The sequence below is a fragment of the Sphaerotilus montanus genome (assembly GCF_013410775.1).
Taxonomy (GTDB): domain Bacteria; phylum Pseudomonadota; class Gammaproteobacteria; order Burkholderiales; family Burkholderiaceae_C; genus Sphaerotilus; species Sphaerotilus montanus.
In genome coordinates this window covers 561680-580984 of the sequence record NZ_JACCFH010000001.1, presented here as the reverse complement: position 1 = coordinate 580984, position 19305 = coordinate 561680, and the positions used below count along the sequence as shown (strand labels likewise).

Below are 19305 nucleotides of genomic sequence, written 5' to 3'. Positions count from 1 at the left end.
CCGCAGCCTGCGGGGATGCAAATTCCCTAAGATGGCTTCTTTCGATTCCGAAGAAGCCGTCCCATGAGTGCCGAACTGCTGCCCGAAGTCCGCTACGAACGCCACGCGACCTTGCCCGACGTGGCGCTGGTCACCCTCTCCAACCCCGGCAAGCTCAACGCCGTGAACGTCGCCATGTGGCGCGCGCTGCGCGCGATCTTCGACGGCCTGGCCGAGCGCGAACCGACATTGCGCTGCGTGGTCGTGCGTGGCGAGGGCGGCACCTTCGTCTCGGGTGGCGACATCGAGGAATTCCCGGCCTTCCGCTTCGACGAGGCGCGGCTGCGCGACTTCCACGAGAACATCGTCGCCCCGGCGCTCGACGCGATGTACCGCTGCGACATCCCGCTGGTGGCGCAGATCGAGCGGGCCTGCGTCGGCGGCGGGCTGGAGATCGCCTGCCAGTGCGACCTGCGCATCGCGGGCCAGTCGAGCCGGTTCGGTGCGCCGATCGCGCGGCTTGGGTTCCCGATGGCGTGTGACGAACTGGCCGGCGTGGCGCGGGTGGCGGGGCTGGCGACGGCCGCCGAGATCCTGCTCGAAGCGCGGCTGCTGGACGCGGAAACCGCGCTGCGCCGCGGGCTGGTCCAGCGCGTCGTCTACGACGACGAGGTGGCCGCCGAAGCCGAAGCGACCGCGCAGCGCATCGCCGCTGGCGCGCCGCGGGCGGCGCGGCTGAACAAGCGTGCGCTGCGCCTGGTCGCGCCGCAGTTCCATTTCAGCGAGGCCCAGCGCGCCGAGTTCGCGGCCTACGCCACCGGCCCCGACCACCGCGAAGGCATCACCGCCTTCATCGAGAAGCGCAAGCCCCAGTTCACCGGAAACTGAGCCATGGCCATGTCCAACCAGAACCTGTTCGCCGCGCTGCGCGGCGCCTTCCCCCGCGACCTCGACGCCGCCGCGATCGAGACCGACAGCGGCCTCGTCTACTCGTGGCGCGACCTGGAACGTGCGACCGCGATGCTCGCCAACCTGCTGCAGTCGCTGGAGATCCCCGCCGGCAGCCGCGTCGCCGCGCACACCGAGAAGTCGGTCGAGGCGCTGGTGCTGTACCTCGCCACGCTGCGGGCCGGCTTCGTCTACCTGCCGCTGAACACCGCCTACCAGGCCGCTGAACTCGACTACTTCATCGGCAACGCCGAGCCGGCGGTGGTCGTCTGCGCCAGCAAGAACTTCCCGTGGATCAGCAAGCTGGCGTTCCAGAAGGGTGTGGCCCACGTCTTCACGCTCGACGACGACCGCACCGGCTCGCTGCTGGAGCGCGCCTCGCACTTCAGCGACCAGCACGAACCCGCGGTCAAAGCCGCCGACGACCTCGCTGCGATCCTCTACACCAGCGGGACGACCGGCCGCAGCAAGGGCGCGATGCTCAGCCACGGCAACCTGCTGTCGAACGCGCGGGTGCTCAAGGACCACTGGGACTGGCAGCCCGGCGACGTGCTGATCCATGCGCTGCCGATCTTCCACGTCCACGGTCTGTTCGTCGCCAGCCACGGCGCGCTGCTGAACGGCTCGAAGATGCTGTGGCTGTCGAAGTTCGACCCGAAGGCGGTGGTCGAGCGGCTGCCGCGGGCCAGCGTCTTCATGGGCGTGCCGACGCTGTACGTGCGGCTGCTGCAGGAGGCGGGGCTGACGCGCGAGGCCTGCGCGCACATGCGGCTGTTCATCTCGGGCTCGGCGCCGCTGCTGATCGAGACCTTCCGCGACTGGCAGACCCGCACCGGCCACACCATCCTGGAGCGCTACGGCATGAGCGAGACGATCATGCTGACGTCGAACCCGTGCCGCGCCGAGGACGGCGACCGGATTGGCGGCACGGTGGGTCCGGCGCTGCCCGGCGTGGGCGTGCGTGTGGTCGATGACGCGGGCACGGCGTTGCCGGTGGGCGAGATCGGCAACGTGCAGGTGCGCGGCCCGAACGTGTTCGGCGGCTACTGGCGGATGCCGGAGAAGACGGCCGAGGAGTTCACCGCGGATGGCTGGTTCAAGACCGGCGATGTCGGCCGTTTCGGCGCCGATGGCCACGGCTACCTGACCATCGTCGGCCGCAGCAAGGACTTGATCATCACCGGCGGCTACAACGTCTACCCGGCCGAGATCGAGGGCTACCTGAACGACATGGCCGGCGTGGCGGAGTCGGCGGTGATCGGCGTGCCGCACCCGGACTTCGGCGAGGCGGTGGTGGCGGTGATCGTGCCGAAGGCGGGTGCGGCGCTGGACGCGGAGGCGCTGGTGGCTGCGCTCAAGTCGAGGATCGCCAACTTCAAGGTGCCCAAGCGCGCCTTTGTCGTCAGCGACCTGCCGCGCAACGCGATGGGCAAGGTGCAGAAGAACCTGCTGCGCGACACGCACCAGGCGCTGTTCACCGGTTGAACGTCAGGAGTCGGCACTCAGCCGGCACTCAGCCACCAGCCGCCCCAGGCCGTGGCGAGGATCAGCAGCAGGCCGGGCACGACCTGCTGCGCGAACGGCCGTCCCCCGGCCGACACGGCGGCCACGCACTTGGACAGCGTGTTGGTCGTCAGCGCCAGCAGGATCGGCAGCGGCGCCGTGGCCGCCCCGATCGCGTCCGAGGCCACCAGCGCGGCCACGGACACCGCCGGTGCGTGGGTATCGGCCAGCCCGGCGAGTGCCGCGCCGACCGCCAGCCCCGCCTGGCCGTACGCGCGGCTGAGCGCGGCCGAGGCCAGCGAGACGGTGGCCAGCAGGGCGCCCATCCCCAGCGCCGCCTTGAAGCTGAACGCCCGGCCGAGGTCGGTCACGGCCTCGCCGCTGCTGCGCATCGAGCGCCAGGTGGCGACTCCGCCGAAGGCCAGCGCCACGCCGCCCGCGCCGAGCAGTGGCAGTGCCATCGCGCGCAGCGTGGGCAGGCTGGTCACTGCCAGCAGCAATGCCATCTGCACCATGGTCCCGACGGTGGACAGCACCGCGCCCGCGACGGCGGCCTGGGCCAGCGCCGGGTTGTTGCGCGCGCGGGTGCCCATCGCGCCGATGGTGGCGGTGCTGGAGACGAAGCCGCCCGACAGCCCGACCAGCGGCAGCCCCCAGCGGTTGCCCAGCACGCGCAGCGCGACATGCCCCGCCGCCGCGATCGACATCACCAGGATCACCACCAGCCACAGCGCCCGCGGCTGCAGCGCGCCCCAGGGGTCGATCGGTTCGTCCGGCATCAGTGGCAGCACCAGCAGCGTGGCGACCGCCAGCACCAGCAGGTCGTGCAGCTCCTGCTCGGTCAGCCAGCCGTGGACGAACTGGTGGATCGGGTCCCGCGCCGCCAGCAGCGCGGCGACGACCGCGGCGACCGCCGCCGCCCACGCCGGCGCCTGCATCGCCCACGCGCCGAGCAGCAGCGTCACCAGCAGCGCGATCTCGCTGGTCAGACCGGGGTCGTCCGAGCGGTTGCGCAGGTAGCTCACCACCGCCAGCAGCGCCACGCCGACCACGCTCGCCGCCAGCAGCCACGGCCCGAGCCCCGCCGCGAGCGCGCCGAGCAGCGAGACCAGCGCGTAGGTGCGGATGCCGGCGGGGCTGCGGCTGGCGCCGGTGCCCTTGCGGCGCTCGCGCTCCAGCCCGATCAGCAGCCCGATGCCGAGGGCCACCGCGAGGTGGGTCCAGGAGACGTCCGACAGTGGGGTCATGGCGCCGATGGTACGGCGCCTTCCGTGGTGCCGGCGCGCCAGGCCCTGGGCGTCACGCCGTGGTGGGCGCGGAAGGTGCGGATGAAGTAGCTCGGTGCCGCGAAGCCGCAGGCCCAGGCGACTTCCTTGCCGGCGAGCGTGGTCTCGCGCAGCAGCCGGGCGGCGCGCTCCATGCGCAGCCGGTTGATGCAGCCGATCAGCGTCTCGCCGGTGACCTCGCGGAAGAGGTGCGAGAGGTAGTCCGCCGTGCAGCCGGACTGCTCGGCGAGCCGGCGCACGCTGAGCGTGTGGTCGCCGAGCTGGTTCTGGATCAGCACGCGCAGGCGGGCGACCAGCGTCGGCTCGCGGCCGGGCTGGCTGTCGGTCTGCAGCAGGTGCAGCACGCCGGCCAGCGCCGCGGCAACCAGCGCCCGCGCCTGCACCTCGCCCCAGGCCGGTGTGCTGGCGTCGGGCGGCGCCTCGGGGCTGCGGCTGGCGTCGAACAGCCAGTCGTGGATGCGCCCGACCTGCGCGTGTTCGCAGGCTTCGAGGTGGCGGATGCCGGGGCGCCCGGGGCTGGGTTCGTGCGCGAGGTGGCAGGTCAGCGACGGCGCCTCGGCGTAGAGCACGAGGTTGCAGAAAGGCTCGCCGGCCTCGCCGGGGCCGACCCGCTCGTCGTGGCGCAGCTGCGGCGGCACCAGCAGCGCCTGGCCCGGCGTCACGCGGCAGTGGCCCTGCGGAAAGCGGAATTCGGTCCAGCCTGCGAGCTGCAGGAACAGCTCGGGCGCGAGGTGGAAGTGGCCCTCGCCGCGCGGCAGCGGCTCGCTCAGGCGCTGCGGGCGGTGGACCACCAGCGTGCCGGCGTTGGCCGCCGCGAGCGCGGCGCGCAGGCCATCGAGCATCTCCGCAGGCGGCGGCGCGCCCGGAATGCGCGGTGGAAAGTCGAAGACATCGGCGCAGCGGATGGGGCCGGAGTCGCCCAGGTTTTTTCGCATCATTGTCGGAATACTGCTAGCGGAGTTGCTTGGGTGCAGGCGGTGTCTGCCCCTATTCTGGCGGCCTGTCCTCCCGTTCTCCTCCCGTTCACCCTGATTCGGATGTTCCCCGTGAAGACCAAGATTTCTGTCATTGTCTGGAACGAATTCCAGCACGAACGCCAAAACCCTGCCGTCCAGGCGATCTACCCCGACGGCCTGCACGCCGTCATCGCCCAGGGCCTGCGCGACACCCCGGCGCTCAACCCCGGCGCGCTGCCGCTCGACATCTCGACCGCCACCCTCGACCAGCCCGAGCACGGCCTGAGCGAAGAGCGCCTGGCCGGCTGCGACGTGCTGGTCTGGTGGGGCCACCGGGCGCACGACCAGGTGAGTGATGCCATCGTCGAGCGCGTGCAGCGCCGCGTGCTCGAAGGCATGGGGCTGATCGTGCTGCACTCGGGGCATTTCTCGAAGATCTTCCGCCGCCTGATGGGCACCAACTGCTCGCTGAAATGGCGCGAGGCGGACGAGAAGGAGCGGCTGTGGGTGGTCGAGCCGTCGCACCCGATCGCGGCCGGGCTGGGCGAGTACTTCGAGCTGCCGTATGAGGAGATGTACGGCGAGCGCTTCGACATCCCGAAGCCGGACAGCCTCGTCTTCCTGTCGTGGTTCGAGGGCGGCGAGGTCTTCCGCTCGGGCTGCTGCTGGGAACGCGGGCATGGGCGGGTGTTCTATTTCCGCCCCGGCCATGAGGCGTACCCGACCTACTTTGATGCCAATGTGCAGCGCGTGATGACCAACGCCGTGCAATGGGCGGCGCCTCGGGTCCACATCGTCGACGTCTGCCCGATGAGCCCGCCGCTGGAGACGCTCAGCCCGAAGGCGCTGAACTTCGGCAAGGTCGGCGTGCAGCAAAGCCGTGGAGACATCGCATGAGCGGGGCAACGAGCGTGCGCCGTCTGCGCGTGGGGGTGATCGGCCTGGGCATGGGCCGGGCGCACATCGAGGGCTGGCAGCAGCACCCGCAGGTCGAGGTCGTCGCCATTGCGGACCCGGATGCGCAGCGGCTGGCGGCGGTGGGCGAGCAGTACGGCATTCCCGGCCGCCACGCCTCGGCCGAGGCGATGCTGGCAGCCGAAGCGCTGGACGTGGTGAGCGTCTGCACGCCGAACAAGTTCCACAAGGACCTGACGCTGGCGGCACTGGCCGCCGGCTGCCACGTCCTGTGCGAGAAGCCGATGGCGATGAACGCCGACGAAGGCCGCGAGATGCTGGCCGCCGCCGAGCAGGCAGGGCGGCGGCTGATGATCAACTTCTCGTTCCGCTTCACGGCGCAGTCGCGGGCCCTGAAGGCGCAGGTGGATGGCGGCGTGTTCGGCGAGTTCTACTTCGGCCGCAGCGTCTGGCACCGGCGGCGCGGCATGCCGGGCTTCGGCGGCTGGTTCGGCACCAAGGCGCTGGCCGGTGGCGGGCCGCTGATCGATCTGGGCGTGCACCGGCTGGACCTGGCGCTGTGGCTGATGGGCTACCCGAAGCCGACCTGGGTGATGGGCGCGACCTATGACCCGATCGCCCGCGCGCTGGCCGAGAAGGCGGGCAAGACCTTCGATGTCGAGGATCTGGCCGCGGCCTTCATCCGCTTCGAGAACGGCGCGACGCTGGCGCTCGAAGCCTCGTGGGCGGCCAACATCGCCGAGGCCGAACTGATGGAGACGCGCCTGCTCGGCACCCGGGCGGGGCTGCTGCAGCGCAACCTGCACGAGGGCTACACCTTCGACGCGCACATCTTCACCGAGCTGAACGGGGCACCCTTCGATCTGCACCTGCACCCCCAGCCGGCGCATGCCGTCACCGCCACGAAGGCCAGTGCGCCCTCGGCGATGCACGACTACGCCGAGGCGATCCTGAACGACTGGCCGCATCCCGCGCCGGGTGAGGAGGGCCTGACGGTGATGGAGCTGCTCGACGCGATCTACGAGAGTGCGCGCAGCGGTGCACCGGTGAAGCTGTGACCGCCGCCGTGATCGACGCTGTCGCACCCGGTGAGGTACTGCCTGACGCGGCCCGGCTGTCGCGGGCGCGCAAGGCGGTGCGCTGGCAGTTCGGCGCGCTGGGGTTTCTCAGCGGGGCTTGGGGTGCCCACATTCCGTCGGTGAAGGCGCAGTTCGGGCTGACCGAAGGCACGCTGTCGCTGGTGCTGCTCTCCGCGGCACTCGGCGCGGTGTCGTCGCTGTTCTTCGCAGGAAGGGTGGTCGAGCGGCTGGGCGTGCGCGGTGTGGTGCGGCTGGGCGCGGGTGTCATGGGCGTGGCGCTGGCGCTGGTGCTGCACTGGCCGGGGCTGTGGGCGGTGTTGCCGGCGATGGTGCTGTTCGGGGCGCTGATGAGCTGCTACGACGTGTCCATCAACGCCGAAGGCACGGCGCTGGAAAGCCTGAGCGGGCGCGCCGTGATGAGCAACCTGCACGGCACCTTCAGCCTGGGCGCGATGGCCGGCGCGGCACTGTGCGCGGGGCTGCTGCGGCTGGAGATCTCGCCGGCGTGGCAACTCGCGGGCATCGGCCTGGGCGTGTCGTCGCTGGCCTGGTTCACCTCTCGCGGGCTGCTGGACCGCCATCCCCGCGAGGCGGGCGACGACGGCGAGAAGGCGCACTTCGCCTGGCCGCGCGGTCTGCTGCTGGTGATCGGCCTGCTGATCTTCACCGGCATGACGGCCGAAGGGGTGATGTACGACTGGTGCGTGCTCTACCTGAAGCAGGAAGTCGGCATGTCGCAGGACCGGGCCGCACTCGGCTACGCGAGCTTCTGCGGCGCGATGGCACTGGCGCGGTTTGGCGGGGATGCGCTGCGGGCGCGGTACTCGGAGCGGTGGTTGCTCGGGGCCAGTGCGTCGCTGTCGGCGGTGGCGATGGCGATCGTGCTGATGAGCGGGCACCCGGTCGTGTCGCTGATCGGCTATGCGTTTGTCGGGGCGGGGCTGGCGCCGGTGGTGCCGATCCTGTTCAACGCGGCCACACGGGTGCCGGGGGTCAGCCGGGCTGCGGCAATCGCGTCGGTGTCGTCGATCGGCTACTCGGGCTTCCTGATCGGGCCACCGCTGATCGGGTTCATCGCGCAGTCGGTGTCGCTGACGGCGGCGATGTCGGTGGTGGTCCTCGGGACGGTGCTGCTGGCGCTGGGCGCGCGGCGGGTGCCGTTGCAGGACTGAACCGGGGGGGGGGGGGGGCTCCACTCAGTACATGCTGGAGCCCCCCGCTGCCGGGCCGGGCGTCGCCTTGAACCGGCCGGCCAGGTCGCGGGTCGCGCGCGCCAGCATCGTCGCCTCGACACCGACGGCCACGAACCGGGCGCCGAGGGCGATGTAGTGGCGGGCCAGCGTCTCGTCGACCGCCAGGATGCCCGGGGCCTTGCCGACGGCCAGGATGCGCGCCATGGCCCCGTCGATGGCGGCGCGGACGTCGGGGTGGCCGGGGTTGCCCAGGTGCCCCATCGAGGCCGACAGGTCGGCTGGCCCGATGAAGACACCGTCCACGCCCTCCACGGCGGCGATCTCGTCGAGATGCGCCAGGGCCGACGCGGTTTCCACCTGCACCAGCAGGCAGACGCTGTCGTCGGCTTCCTGCAGGTAGCCGGGCAGCGCGCTCCACCGCGAGGACCGCGCCAGGCCGCTGCCGACCCCGCGCACGCCGCGCGGCGGATAGCGCGTCGCCGCGACCAGCGCCCGCGCCTGCTCGGCCGTCTCGACCATCGGCACCAGCAGGGTCGTGGCGCCGATCTCCAGCACCTGCTTGATCAGCGTGGTGTCGCCCTGCGGAATCCGCAGCACCGGGTGTGACGGGTAGGGCGCCACCGCTTGCAGGGCGCCCAGCATCGAGCGCAGGTCGTTCGGGCCGTGTTCGCCGTCGATCAGCAGCCAGTCGAAACCGGCGGTGGCGCACAGCTCCGCCGCATACGGATCGGCCAGGCCGAGCCACAGGCCGATCTGGGCCCCAGGCGAGGCGATGGCGTGCTTGAAGGCGTTGGCTGGCGTGTGCATCAGATGAACCTCGCTGGAATGGAGCCGAGTGGCGTGCGCTTGCTGACCCGCCACGCGACGCTGTTGGCCGCATTGTCGGCGATCGTTTTTACAGCACTTCGCCTTGCGCTTTCCAGAACGCTGTCGCCGGCAGCAGCAGGGGCGCCGATCCAAAGCAAAAAGCCCAGGTGCTTGATGCACATGGGCTTTTTGTTGATTGTCTGGTCGGGGTGAGAGGATTCGAACCTCCGGCCTCTACGTCCCGAACGTAGCGCTCTACCAGGCTAAGCTACACCCCGAAAAACAAATCGCGCCATGAACAGACCATGTGGCGCGATCGTTTTGAATTGTCCTTGGTCGGGGTGAGAGGATTCGAACCTCCGGCCTCTACGTCCCGAACGTAGCGCTCTACCAGGCTAAGCTACACCCCGTGTGCTGACGATCTTTTCCGAAAAATTCAGAAGTTCCTGTCAACTGCCAAGACTGACAATGTTAGCAGCGCATCCTTGAATTGGGAAGGGGGTAGCGCTGAAATGTGCTGTTGCGCACGCTGCGCCTCGTCGCGCGCAGCCTGGCGGGTGGCTTCGAGCGCACCGGTGCGGCGCACGATCTGGATGATCTCGTCGAGTCGCTCGACCTCGCCCTGCTCGATCGCATGGCGGATCAGGTCGCGCTCGGCGGTGGTGCCGTTGCTCATGGCATGCAGCAGCGGCAGCGTCGGCTTGCCCTCGCGCAGGTCGTCGCCGACGTTCTTGCCCAGTTCGGCGGTCGCGCCTTCGTAGTCGAGCAGGTCATCGACGATCTGGAAGGCGGTGCCCAGCGACTGGCCGTAGGCGGCGCAGGAGGCCTCGATCTCCGGCGTCGCATCTGCCAGCACGGCGCCGATGCGCGCGCTGGCCTCGAACAGCTTGGCCGTCTTGTAGCGGATGACACGCAGGTAGTCCTCGACGCTGGTGTCGGGGTCGTGCATGTTCATCAGTTGCAGCACTTCACCTTCGGCGATGACGTTGGTTGCTTCGGCGAGCACGTCGAGCACGCGCATGCGGTCGACCGACACCATCATCTGGAAGGCGCGCGAGTAGAGGAAGTCGCCCACCAGCACGCTCGCCGCGTTGCCGAACAGCGCGTTGGCGGTCTTGCGGCCACGGCGCAGGGCCGACTCGTCGACGACGTCGTCGTGCAGCAGGGTGGCGGTGTGGATGAACTCGACAGTCGCGGCCATCTCGAAGCGCTCCGGGCCTTCGAACCCGAGCGCGCGCGCGAAGAGCAGCACCAGTTGCGGGCGGATGCGCTTGCCCCCCGCACTGACGATGTAGTGCGAGATCTGGTTGATCAGCGCGACTTCCGACGCCAGGCGGCGGTGGATCACGGCATCAACCTGCGCCATGTCGCCGGCCATGAGTTGCGTGACGGCGGAGGAGGATGGCTTGGTGGCGGTGGCGAAGCTCACGAGGAGGGGCTGGTTGGGATGCGCACAATCCGAGGATTATAGGAACCCTGTCACAACTGCAGACGGACCTGTCTTTGGCCGTGCACGCTTTGCGGCTGGTGGCTGTGATGAGAAGCCGACAGGCAGATGAGCGGATCGCATAAAGCGTGGCATAATCTCGGGCTTCGCGTTTGCGGCCGGGATGTTGCCGGTGTGCAGCACGCGTGAGAACTTTACCCCCAAGAAAGGGCTGATATGTACGCGGTCATAAAAACCGGTGGCAAGCAATACAAGGTTGCAGCCGGCGAAAAAATCAAAGTAGAACAGATCACTGCGGACGTTGGCCAAGAGATCGTGATCGACCAGGTGCTCGCCGTTGGAAGCGGTGCAGAACTCCGGGTTGGCGCTCCCTTGGTTGATGGCGCAACGGTGACGGCCACCGTGCTGTCGCATGGTCGGCACGACAAGGTCCGCATCTTCAAGATGCGCCGTCGCAAGCACTACCAGAAGCGCCAGGGCCACCGCCAGAACTACACCGAGCTGCAAATCAGCGCGGTGCTCGGCTGAGCCGTCGCCTCTCCCATCCAGCACATCCTCAGAGGATCTGAACCATGGCACAGAAAAAAGGCGGCGGTTCCACACGGAACGGCCGCGACTCCCAACCGAAGATGCTCGGCGTCAAGGCCTACGGCGGCCAGGTCGTCAGCGCCGGCTCCATCATCGTGCGCCAGCGCGGCACCCGTTTCCATGCTGGCAGCAATGTCGGCATGGGCCGTGACCACACGCTGTTCGCGCTGGTCGATGGCACCATCTCGTTTGCCACCAAGGGCGCCGAGAACCGCAAGACCGTGATCGTCACGCCGGTCTGATCGACCCGCGACGCTTGCGCGCATGAAGCCCCGGCAAGCCGGGGCTTTTTTGCTTTGAAATGATCCGATGCGCCTGGACGCTGGAGTACAAGCATGAAATTTGTCGATGAAGTCACCATCGATGTGGCCGCCGGCAACGGTGGCTCCGGCTGCGCCAGCTTCCGGCGCGAGAAGTTCATTCCGTTCGGCGGCCCGGACGGCGGCAACGGCGGCCGTGGCGGCCATGTGTTCGTCGTGGGCGACCGCAACCTGAACACGCTGATCGACTTCCGCTACATCCGCCGCTACGAAGCCCGCAACGGGGAAGCTGGCCGGGGCTCCGACCAGTTCGGCGCTGCGGGTGCGGACATCGTCCTGCGCGTGCCCGTCGGCACCATCATCCGCGATGGCGAGACGGAAGAGGTCATTGCCGAGCTGCTCACGCACGGCGAGGAGATCATCCTGGCCAAGGGCGGGGATGGCGGCTTCGGCAACCTGCACTACAAGACCAGCACCAACCGTGCGCCGCGCCAGAAGACGGTCGGCTGGCCCGGCGAGATCAAGAATCTGAAGCTCGAATTGCGCGTGCTGGCCGACGTCGGCCTGCTCGGCATGCCCAACGCGGGCAAGTCCACGCTGATCACCGCGATCTCGAACGCGCGCCCGAAGATCGCCGACTACCCGTTCACGACGCTGCACCCCAACCTGGGCGTGGTGCGCGTCGGCCCGAGCCAGAGCTTCGTGGTCGCCGACGTGCCGGGCCTGATCGAGGGCGCCTCCGAAGGTGCCGGCCTGGGCCATTACTTCCTGCGCCACCTGCAGCGCACCCGCGTGCTGCTGCACATGGTGGACGCGGTGCCCTTCGACGAGGGTGTCGATCCGGTCGCGCAGATCCGCGCGATCGCCAAGGAGCTGAAGAAGTACGACAAGGCGCTCTACGAGAAGCCGCGCTGGCTCGTGCTCAACAAGCTCGACATGATCCCGGACCCCGCGGAGCGCAAGGCCCGCGTGAAGGACATCGTGCGCCGCCTGCGCTGGAAGGCGCCGGTGTTCGAGATCTCGGCGCTGACCCGCGAGGGCTGCGAGCCCCTCGTCCGCGCGCTCTACCAGCACGTGGCCGCCCTCAATGCGCCCCCGATCGAGGTGCCCGACGTGCGCTTCGTCGAGACTGACAACGAAGCCACGCCGCCCGATCCGACCGATCCGCGCTTCCGCTGAGCACACGCCACGTTTCCCTATTCGCGAGGTCGCCATGAGTGAGGTTCTGCTGAACGCCCGCCGCATTGTCGTCAAGGTCGGCTCCAGCCTGGTCACCAACGAGGGCCGCGGCCTGGACGCCGAGGCCATCCACGCCTGGTGCGTGCAGCTCGCGGCGCTGGTCCGCCAGGGCCGCGAGGTGGTGATGGTGTCGTCCGGTGCCATCGCCGAGGGCATGAAGCGCCTGGGCTGGGCAACCCGGCCGAAGGAGCTGCACGAGTTGCAGGCCGCCGCCGCCGTCGGACAGATGGGGCTGGCGCAGATCTACGAGACGTCCTTGCGCGAACAGGGCCTCGGCAGCGCACAGGTGCTGCTCACGCACGCCGATCTGGCCGACCGCGAGCGTTACCTGAACGCGCGCTCGACGCTGCTGACGCTGCTCGGGCTGGGCGTGGTGCCGGTCATCAACGAGAACGACACGGTCGTCACCGACGAGATCAAGGTCGGCGACAACGACACGCTGGGTGCGCTCGTGGCCAACCTCGTCGACGCCGATGCGCTGGTCATCCTGACCGACCAGAAGGGCCTGTACTCGGCCGATCCGCGCAAGGATCCGGACGCGAAGTTCATCCATGAAGCGGTGGCGGGCACGCCGGAGCTGGAGCAGATGGCCGGTGGCGCCGGCTCCAGCATCGGCAAGGGCGGGATGATCACCAAGATCCTGGCGGCGAAGCGGGCGGCCGGCAGTGGCGCGTCCACCGTGATCGCCTGGGGCCGCGAGCCGGACGCGCTGCTGCGGCTGGTGGCGGGCGAGTCCATCGGCACGCTGCTGGTGGCGACGACGCCGAAGGTCGCGGCGCGCAAGCAGTGGATGGCCGACCACCTGCAGCTCAAGGGCGCAGTGGTGGTGGACGACGGCGCCGCGCTCAAGCTGCGCGACGAGGGCAAGAGCCTGCTGCCGATCGGCGTGGTGGAAGTGCAGGGCGATTTTTCCCGTGGGGACGTGATCGCGGTGCGCACGCAGGCGGGTGTCGAGATCGCCCGGGGCTTGGCGAACTACGCCTGCAGCGAGACCCGGCTCATCGCGCGCAAGCCGTCGTCGCAGATCGAAGGATTGCTGGGCTACGCCAACGAGGCGGAGTTGATCCATCGGGACAATCTGGTGCTGTTGGCCTGAAATGTGAAAATCTCACCCCTGTTTGTGGGTTCCGGTTGGTGACTTGATCAGTTTGTACCGAGTGGTACCCATGAACAGGGGTGGTACGAAGCGTGCCGCTGCCTAGACTCCGTTTGCAAGATTGGCCGATGGCTGGTCTAGATCACATTCAGGAGTAATCATGAACAATCTCGGATTCAAGAACATTTCGGTGCTGGCGGCGGCTGTATTCGCACTGGGTGCGTCGGTGGCGCAGGCCCAGTCCATCCCCCTCAACGATGCCTCTTTCGAGAACGTCGATCTGCATGCAGCCTGGGGTGACTCGACGGGTGGCGCTTCGACCGCACCGTTGGGCGGCTTCCTTGGCAGTCAATACGCGGCGCTCGACGCAGGCGAATCGATCTACCAGAGCTTCACGGCTGCGGTCGGTGGTCTCTACAACGTCAATTTCTGGGCAACCGGTGATGGCCGTTCGCGCATCTTCAACTCGTTGGACCTGAATACCGCGCTGGGGACCTCGGGCGACCCGATGACCAGCTGGGGCACCGCCTGGACGGCTGCGACGTATTCCTTCACCGCGATCGCCGGCGAGTCCTACCACCTGTATTTCTCGGGCAAGGGTTCGCCGTTCGGTGTGGATGCTGTCAGCGTGGCTGCCGCCGTGCCGGAACCCGAGTCCTACGCGATGATGCTCGCCGGTCTGAGCGCGCTGGGCTTCATGGCCCGTCGCCGCAAGCAGTCGCAGGCCTGAGCTGCGTCGACCTGGCGGCTGCAGTCGCCATGAAAAAAAGCGCCTCGACCGCTATTCCCCCCAACCTTCAATGCATAGTTAGGGGCGTTTAGCTCCGGGAAGCCCTCTAAGCCCCTCTTGCAGGGGCTTTTTCTTGCCTTGATTTCAATAAAGCTATTCCCTAAAAATACATATGATGTAAGATGAATCGAACGATGCAGCGCTGTCTTTGGCTGTTCCGAGTAGCCGTCTTTCATTGAAAGACGAGTAGCAGGTGGGAGTCCGGGGGAGGGGCGTATGGGGCGGCGGTCTGTGGATAACTCGACTCTGGAGCGCTGGCGGGCGCTCGATGCCCTGTTGGTGCTGGCGGCGCTAGGGTGTTATGCGAAGGCCGACAGCACTTTCGAGCCTCTGACCGCGCACGGCACTCAGCGCTATCACGTCAACGTCGATGGACAGGATTTCGAATTGCTGCTTCGCGGCCCCAAGTTCTTCGACACCCGGCTTCAGCGCGGCGGAGGCGGTGCCGTGGACTTGGTCATGCATGTGCGCCAGGTCGATTTCAAAGGCGCGACGGACCTGTTGCGCCGCCTGGCTGTCTAGGTCCGCCATGTTCGTGACCGTCAAAGCCCGTATCCACACCGACGCCACAGGGGTCTACACCGAACTGCCTGCGCTGCTGACCCCGGCCGGGGTGCTGGAGCCTTTGCTCGACTATTGCCTGTACCGCAGCCACGACCGCAGCCTGGCGTGGATGTCGAAAGTGACCCGCTCGGTGCGGATGTTCCTCGAATACCTGCAATCCAACCCCGCCGAACGCGACACCTACCGCCTGTTCCAGAACTTCGCCCAGCGGCTCTACACAGGCACCTTTGACCGCGTGACCGGCCTCGACCCCAGCGGCTTGTGCTGGGCGCCGCGCTCGCCGCAGGACGCATCGCACATCGTCACCCACCTGACCGACTTCTTCGACTGGCTCGGCGAGACGCGTCCCGAGGCCGCCCAGGTGAACCCGCGCTATGCGGGCGGCGCCTTCGACCGGCAGACCGACGAGGTCGCCTACCAGTTCCGGCGCAGCAAGGCCTTCCTCGGGCACACCTGGGCGGCGAACGCGTCCCCTGCCGAAACCGGGCACCGTGTCCGGGGCCAGCGCCTGCCGAAGGTCGACAAAGGCGAGCCACCGGCCTTCCCGGAGGTGCGCTTCGAGGAACTGCTCGCCAGGGGATTCAGCACGGCCGGACGCCAGGACTACCGCGGCATGCTCATCACGCTGCTGCTGCACGGAGCCGGCTTCCGCGAGTCGGAGCCCTTGCACCTCTACGTTTCGGACGTGTTCCCGGACCCGGCCAACCCGCGCCAGGCCAAGGTGCTCATCCACCACCCGAGCCACGGCGCCGCGCCCGCCGATTGGCGCGACGAGCGGGGTAAGCAGCGCAAAGGCAACCGGGCGGAATACCTCGCCCAGCAGTTCGGCCTCGTGCCCCGCACGGAGATGATGGACCGCCGACACGCCGGCTGGAAGGGCGGCATGCACGATGCGGCCTACTACAAACAGGCTTACTGGTTCCTGCCCGAGTATGGCGAGTGGTTCCTGCAACTGTGGCACCGCTACCTGGAGCAGGTCGCACGTGTCGAGCGTGACCACCCGTTCGCCTTCATCAACCTGAGTCGCGAACCGGTGGGTGCGATGTACACGCTCACCCAGTACAACAAGGCGCATGCCGCCGCATGCGACCGCATCGGCCTCGTGGTCGGCAAAGCGCTGGGCACGACGCCGCACGGCCACCGCCACGCTTATGGCCAGCGGCTGCGCCGCGCCGGTATCGACAAGTCACTCATCCGCCGCTTCATGCATCACGCCTCCGAGGCGAGCCAGGAGGTCTACACGCAGGCCACCCTCCGCGAGGCCCAGGCGGCGCTCGAAGTGGCGGCGCAGCGACTGCGGGACAAGCACGCCGGCACGCCGTCCGTGCCGGGCCGGCTGCTGCCAGGCATCGAACTCAACGACTGATAATCCGTATGACCGAAAAAAAGACCGCGACTGCGCCTGAGGTATCTGCCGCCCCGGCTGCCAAGATGAAAGGGGTGAAGCGCGATACGGACACGTCCCTCGGGTGGGTCGAGCGCGAGCATCCGCAACTGGCTGCCTGGCGCATCCTGGCGGTGGAGTGGCTCAAAGGGGAAACAAGCGGGGTTGCTACGAGGCTCAAGGCCTTGGTGGCCTTCTTCGAGCGCTATCTTGTCCAGCAAGGGCTACCACTCGACCCGATGGTGTTCCTAGACCGCAAAACGGTCCTCCCCGACTTCTATCGCACAGTCTGTCCGGATTCGGTAGACGGCATCAAGTACAACAACCACATCCAAGCCTTCCTGCACTTCGTCCTGCTGCGCGAGTTCAGCGAAACCGCTGACGACGACCAGTCGGTGGTCTCACCGGCATTCCGCAATCCCGTGCCCCGACTGTCCATGAGCGGCCTGCCGCGGCGCGACGAGAGCGTGTATTCGCCGCTGCCCTACGGCTACATCGACGAACTGCGGCGCATGCTCGCGGCGGGACCTCACTTCCGGGACTGGCGGTGGGCGCAGGGCGCCCTGGGTGCGGAAATCGGTCAACGCGGGCACGGCGCACCCGACTGGTTCGAGGTGACCGAGGACCGCATTGACCGGAGCGACCCGGACTGCGTGTGGCGAGAGCGTCCGATGAAGAACGAAACTCGCCTGGAGATGTGGAGCCCGGTGCGCTGGGTCGCGCTGCTCGCGAAGCTTATCCTGCCCCTGCGCACCGTCCAGGTCCGCATGCTCGACTCGGGCGAAGCCGATACCTGGCGCTACGCAGCGGACGTCTGGGCGTTGAACCCGAGCCGACTTGCACAGGGCAGCGAACGCCGCCCCCTCCAGCAGGGGGTGTTCCGCCGCAGCAGCCCGCTCGCCGACGGCGAGGCGGTCCCGGCCGTGCTCTACGTCAACACCAACAAGACCGCCGACATCGCCAAGTCCGGTCCAGACAAAGGCTACGTGCTGCCTTGGCCCTCTGGCGGGCCGGTCCATCAGGACGTCTTCCACTGGCTGGAGAAGCTGCGCAACTGGCAAGAGAAGTACAACCCCGTCTCGCAGCGCACGTCCTGGACGGAACTGGACGGCCGCCATATCGTTGCGAAGAGTGAGGTGCAGCTCGCGGGCTATCCGGACGCCTGCTTCCTCTTCAGGCTGCCTGAGGTGCGAGACAGCGAGCGTCATCTGCCTGTCAGGGACGGGAAATTGGACATCTGCTGGTTTGCGTTGCTCGAAGCGCTGGAACTACGGCTTGCCGACCAGGGTGAAACCCATCGCAACGGCTCGCCGATTCGATTCCTTCCTCCGCCGGAAGAGCAGAACAACAGGCAGACGACGCTCTTCCCCCTGCACAGCCTGCGCGTCTCCCTTATCACTGCGCTGGCCCTGGAAGGGCGGGTGCCGTTCCCCGTGCTGCAAAAGCTCGTCGGCCACAGCCGCCTGCTGATGACCCTGTACTACACCAAGCCCGGCGCGACACACATCCGCGACGTGCTGCTCGGCGCAGCGGAGCGGCTCGAAGCGGGCAAGGAAGCCAGCATCCAGAACTTCCTGCTCGACACCGCACACGACGAACTGCTGCAAAAAGCCATCTGCAACAGCGTACCCAGCCTTGCCGCAGCCATTCCTCAGCATCCGGCCGCGCGCAACCCGGCGGGCTGGATGCCGATGCACCACGGGCTGTGCCTGGTCGGCGGCAACACCAGCGAGGTCGAAGACAACGGCAGGGTGGGTGGCTGTCACAACGGCGGGCCGAACCTCGGCTCGACTTCAGCCCCCAAGTACGGGCCGGTCCCGGGTGGCAGCCGCAACTGCGTGCGCTGTCGCTGGTTCGTGACTGAGCCACACCACCTGCCTGCGCTGGCTGCCCACTTCAACACGCTGGCCTATCACTTCGACGAGGCGCGCAACGCCTGCCTTGCTCGCGAACAGGAGCTGCAGGGTCTGAAGAAGCAGAAGGTGGATGCGGAGGACGCGGGGCAGCCGTTCGCTCGCCAGGACGCGTGCCGGCAGGCCGAGCGTGTATGGGAAAGCGCGATGAAGCGCTTCAGCGACCTGGCCGAAGACCTGGTGGCCTGCTGGCGTCTCATTGAACGCTGCAAGGTGGCGTTCGAAGCCCTGCAGGGCGACGGAACGCAACTGGTAACGGCCGGCACGGTGGGGGACGTGCAGGTCGCCTTCGAGGAGACCGAGTCGGAACTGCTCCAGTTAGCCGGTGTCTGCGACAGCGTCGAGGTCTACCCCGACCTGGAGCCGGGCAAGGCAGTCTTCCGCCGCAGCCAACTGCTCGATGGCGTGCTCTACCGCGACAACCTACCGCCCGTGTTCATGCTCCTGAGCGAACAGGAGCAACTGCTCGCGGGCAACGCCTTCATGCGGCAACTCGCTCGGCAGATGAACCCTGCGAATACCGCGCTGGGCCAGCGGGAAGTGATTCGCCTGATGGACGCCGGCGCGAGCCTCAGCCAGCACTTCGACATGGACCTCGCCTCGCTGCTGCCCGCCGCTCGACCCGTCCAGGCGTTCCCCGCCGGGCGCCGGCCCCTGACGGGAACTGAAGCATGAACGGCATGACGGACATCCACCCGGACGCTGTGCTGGCGTCTCTGCTCGACAAGGGCTCTCGCTCGAATCGGCGAGCGAACCTGACGAAGATGCACGAGCTTTGCCGCAGGCAGCACGCAGCCGGCTCACGCGACTTCTCGCTGCCGGCCATCGGCCGCCTGGCTGAAGCCGAAGGCATCCTGAAGGGACGAGCGCTCTACAACGCCCCGTCCGCCGACTACCGGGCGCTCATCGAAGCCTGGGCCGCCTATGCCGGCCCCGCTATGCCGAAGCCTCCGAAGACTCTGGCGAGCCACGAATACCTGATGCGCATCGACGACCCGGCCATCCGCTCCATCATGCAGGCCATCATCACCGAGCGCGACAAGCTCAAGGCGCAACTCAACGTGCTGAAAGCCCACACACAGGTGACCGTGGACCGACGGCCACTGGGCGTGACCGTCTCTGCAGCACCTGGGGTACAACCGGTGGGGGTGCTTGCCCTATCTGCGCAATTGACACCGTCTGAGCGCGAGGCCTTGCAGAAAGCTGTATCGGCCGACTACCTCGAAGAGCGCGGTTTGAAGGAGGGCAGCCACGGCGAAATCGTCAACGAGCGCGGCCGGACGGTGTTCGAGGTGGGCTTTGCCCGTGCTGTTCGCAAGGTGTTAGGTGGTTGAATCGCTGTAAATTCCGTCAATTGA

General features: G+C 67.9%; 19 protein-coding genes and 2 tRNA genes. 14 read left to right on the top strand and 7 right to left on the bottom strand.

Features of this window, described 5'->3' with window-relative positions; all coding sequences use genetic code 11:
* Window positions 1-63: 63 nt before the first annotated feature.
* Window positions 64-867: an enoyl-CoA hydratase/isomerase family protein gene (locus tag BDD16_RS02455; protein ID WP_179632475.1), complete on the top strand. Its 804-nt coding sequence runs from the start codon at window positions 64-66 to the stop codon at window positions 865-867.
* Between the two features lie 9 nt (window positions 868-876).
* The gene (locus BDD16_RS02450) at window positions 877-2412 is read left to right on the top strand and encodes a malonate--CoA ligase (protein ID WP_179635960.1); all 1536 of its coding nucleotides are present in this window, start codon (window positions 877-879) and stop codon (window positions 2410-2412) included.
* A gap of 17 nt (window positions 2413-2429) precedes the next feature.
* Here BDD16_RS02450 and BDD16_RS02445 read toward each other — a convergent pair whose 3' ends face one another.
* Both BDD16_RS02445 and BDD16_RS02440 read right to left on the bottom strand, forming a co-directional pair.
* Entirely contained in the window at window positions 2430-3677 is a 1248-nt protein-coding gene (locus BDD16_RS02445) for an MgtC/SapB family protein (RefSeq protein ID WP_179632474.1), read from the bottom strand.
* Window positions 3674-4651 (bottom strand): helix-turn-helix transcriptional regulator, encoded by a 978-nt coding sequence (locus BDD16_RS02440; protein WP_246332447.1) that lies wholly within the window; start codon window positions 4649-4651, stop codon window positions 3674-3676. The genes BDD16_RS02445 and BDD16_RS02440 overlap by 4 nt, the downstream gene beginning before the upstream one ends.
* 111 nt (window positions 4652-4762) lie before the next feature.
* Here BDD16_RS02440 and BDD16_RS02435 point away from each other — a divergent pair, with 111 nt between their 5' ends.
* From BDD16_RS02435 to BDD16_RS02425, 3 genes are read left to right on the top strand one after another with little or no spacing between them, the layout of a single operon-like run.
* Window positions 4763-5569 carry a ThuA domain-containing protein gene (locus tag BDD16_RS02435; protein WP_310732884.1) on the top strand — a complete coding sequence of 269 codons (807 nt, stop codon included), beginning with the start codon at window positions 4763-4765 and terminating at the stop codon, window positions 5567-5569.
* Window positions 5566-6645: a Gfo/Idh/MocA family protein gene (locus BDD16_RS02430; RefSeq protein ID WP_179632472.1), complete on the top strand. Its 1080-nt coding sequence runs from the start codon at window positions 5566-5568 to the stop codon at window positions 6643-6645. Before BDD16_RS02435 ends, BDD16_RS02430 begins: the two co-directional genes overlap by 4 nt.
* Before the next feature lie 8 nt (window positions 6646-6653).
* The gene (locus BDD16_RS02425; RefSeq protein WP_310732885.1) at window positions 6654-7838 is read left to right on the top strand and encodes an MFS transporter; all 1185 of its coding nucleotides are present in this window, start codon (window positions 6654-6656) and stop codon (window positions 7836-7838) included.
* A 24-nt stretch (window positions 7839-7862) separates the two neighbouring features.
* Here BDD16_RS02425 and hpaI read toward each other — a convergent pair whose 3' ends face one another.
* From hpaI to ispB, 5 genes are all read right to left on the bottom strand, one after another.
* On the bottom strand, window positions 7863-8666 hold the full coding sequence (hpaI, locus tag BDD16_RS02420) for a 4-hydroxy-2-oxoheptanedioate aldolase (RefSeq protein WP_179632471.1): 804 nt from the start codon (window positions 8664-8666) through the stop codon (window positions 7863-7865).
* Window positions 8666-8848, bottom strand: coding sequence for a hypothetical protein (locus BDD16_RS02415; protein ID WP_179632470.1), 183 nt, complete (start codon window positions 8846-8848; stop codon window positions 8666-8668). Before BDD16_RS02415 ends, hpaI begins: the two co-directional genes overlap by 1 nt.
* A 19-nt stretch (window positions 8849-8867) precedes the next feature.
* Window positions 8868-8944 (bottom strand) — tRNA-Pro (locus BDD16_RS02410).
* A 55-nt stretch (window positions 8945-8999) separates the two neighbouring features.
* Window positions 9000-9076 (bottom strand) — tRNA-Pro (locus BDD16_RS02405).
* Window positions 9077-9102: 26 nt separating this feature from the next.
* Window positions 9103-10044, bottom strand: a complete 942-nt coding sequence (gene ispB, locus BDD16_RS02400) for an octaprenyl diphosphate synthase (RefSeq protein ID WP_179635957.1) — start codon at window positions 10042-10044, stop codon at window positions 9103-9105.
* 285 nt (window positions 10045-10329) lie between these two features.
* On the opposite strand from ispB, the gene rplU reads away from it, so the two are divergent.
* From rplU to gmtX, 9 genes are all read left to right on the top strand, one after another.
* Window positions 10330-10641: a 50S ribosomal protein L21 gene (gene rplU / locus BDD16_RS02395; RefSeq protein ID WP_179632469.1), complete on the top strand. Its 312-nt coding sequence runs from the start codon at window positions 10330-10332 to the stop codon at window positions 10639-10641.
* Between the two features lie 44 nt (window positions 10642-10685).
* Entirely contained in the window at window positions 10686-10943 is a 258-nt protein-coding gene (gene rpmA, locus BDD16_RS02390) for a 50S ribosomal protein L27 (protein WP_179632468.1), read from the top strand.
* A gap of 93 nt (window positions 10944-11036) precedes the next feature.
* Window positions 11037-12140 carry a GTPase ObgE gene (obgE, locus tag BDD16_RS02385; protein WP_179632467.1) on the top strand — a complete coding sequence of 368 codons (1104 nt, stop codon included), beginning with the start codon at window positions 11037-11039 and terminating at the stop codon, window positions 12138-12140.
* Window positions 12141-12174: 34 nt separating this feature from the next.
* Window positions 12175-13296, top strand: coding sequence for a glutamate 5-kinase (gene proB / locus BDD16_RS02380; RefSeq protein ID WP_179632466.1), 1122 nt, complete (start codon window positions 12175-12177; stop codon window positions 13294-13296).
* 160 nt (window positions 13297-13456) lie between these two features.
* A complete protein-coding gene (locus tag BDD16_RS02375; protein ID WP_179632465.1) occupies window positions 13457-14026 on the top strand; it encodes a PEP-CTERM sorting domain-containing protein in 570 nt (189 codons plus the stop codon).
* A gap of 291 nt (window positions 14027-14317) precedes the next feature.
* Window positions 14318-14608, top strand: coding sequence for a hypothetical protein (locus BDD16_RS02370; protein WP_310732886.1), 291 nt, complete (start codon window positions 14318-14320; stop codon window positions 14606-14608).
* A 7-nt stretch (window positions 14609-14615) separates the two neighbouring features.
* Window positions 14616-16016 (top strand): gamma-mobile-trio recombinase GmtY, encoded by a 1401-nt coding sequence (gmtY, locus tag BDD16_RS02365; protein WP_179632463.1) that lies wholly within the window; start codon window positions 14616-14618, stop codon window positions 16014-16016.
* 8 nt (window positions 16017-16024) lie between these two features.
* The gene (gene gmtZ / locus BDD16_RS02360; RefSeq protein ID WP_179632462.1) at window positions 16025-18622 is read left to right on the top strand and encodes a gamma-mobile-trio integrase GmtZ; all 2598 of its coding nucleotides are present in this window, start codon (window positions 16025-16027) and stop codon (window positions 18620-18622) included.
* The gene (gmtX, locus tag BDD16_RS02355; protein WP_179632461.1) at window positions 18619-19281 is read left to right on the top strand and encodes a gamma-mobile-trio protein GmtX; all 663 of its coding nucleotides are present in this window, start codon (window positions 18619-18621) and stop codon (window positions 19279-19281) included. The genes gmtZ and gmtX overlap by 4 nt, the downstream gene beginning before the upstream one ends.
* The last annotated feature ends 24 nt before the right edge of the window (window positions 19282-19305 follow it).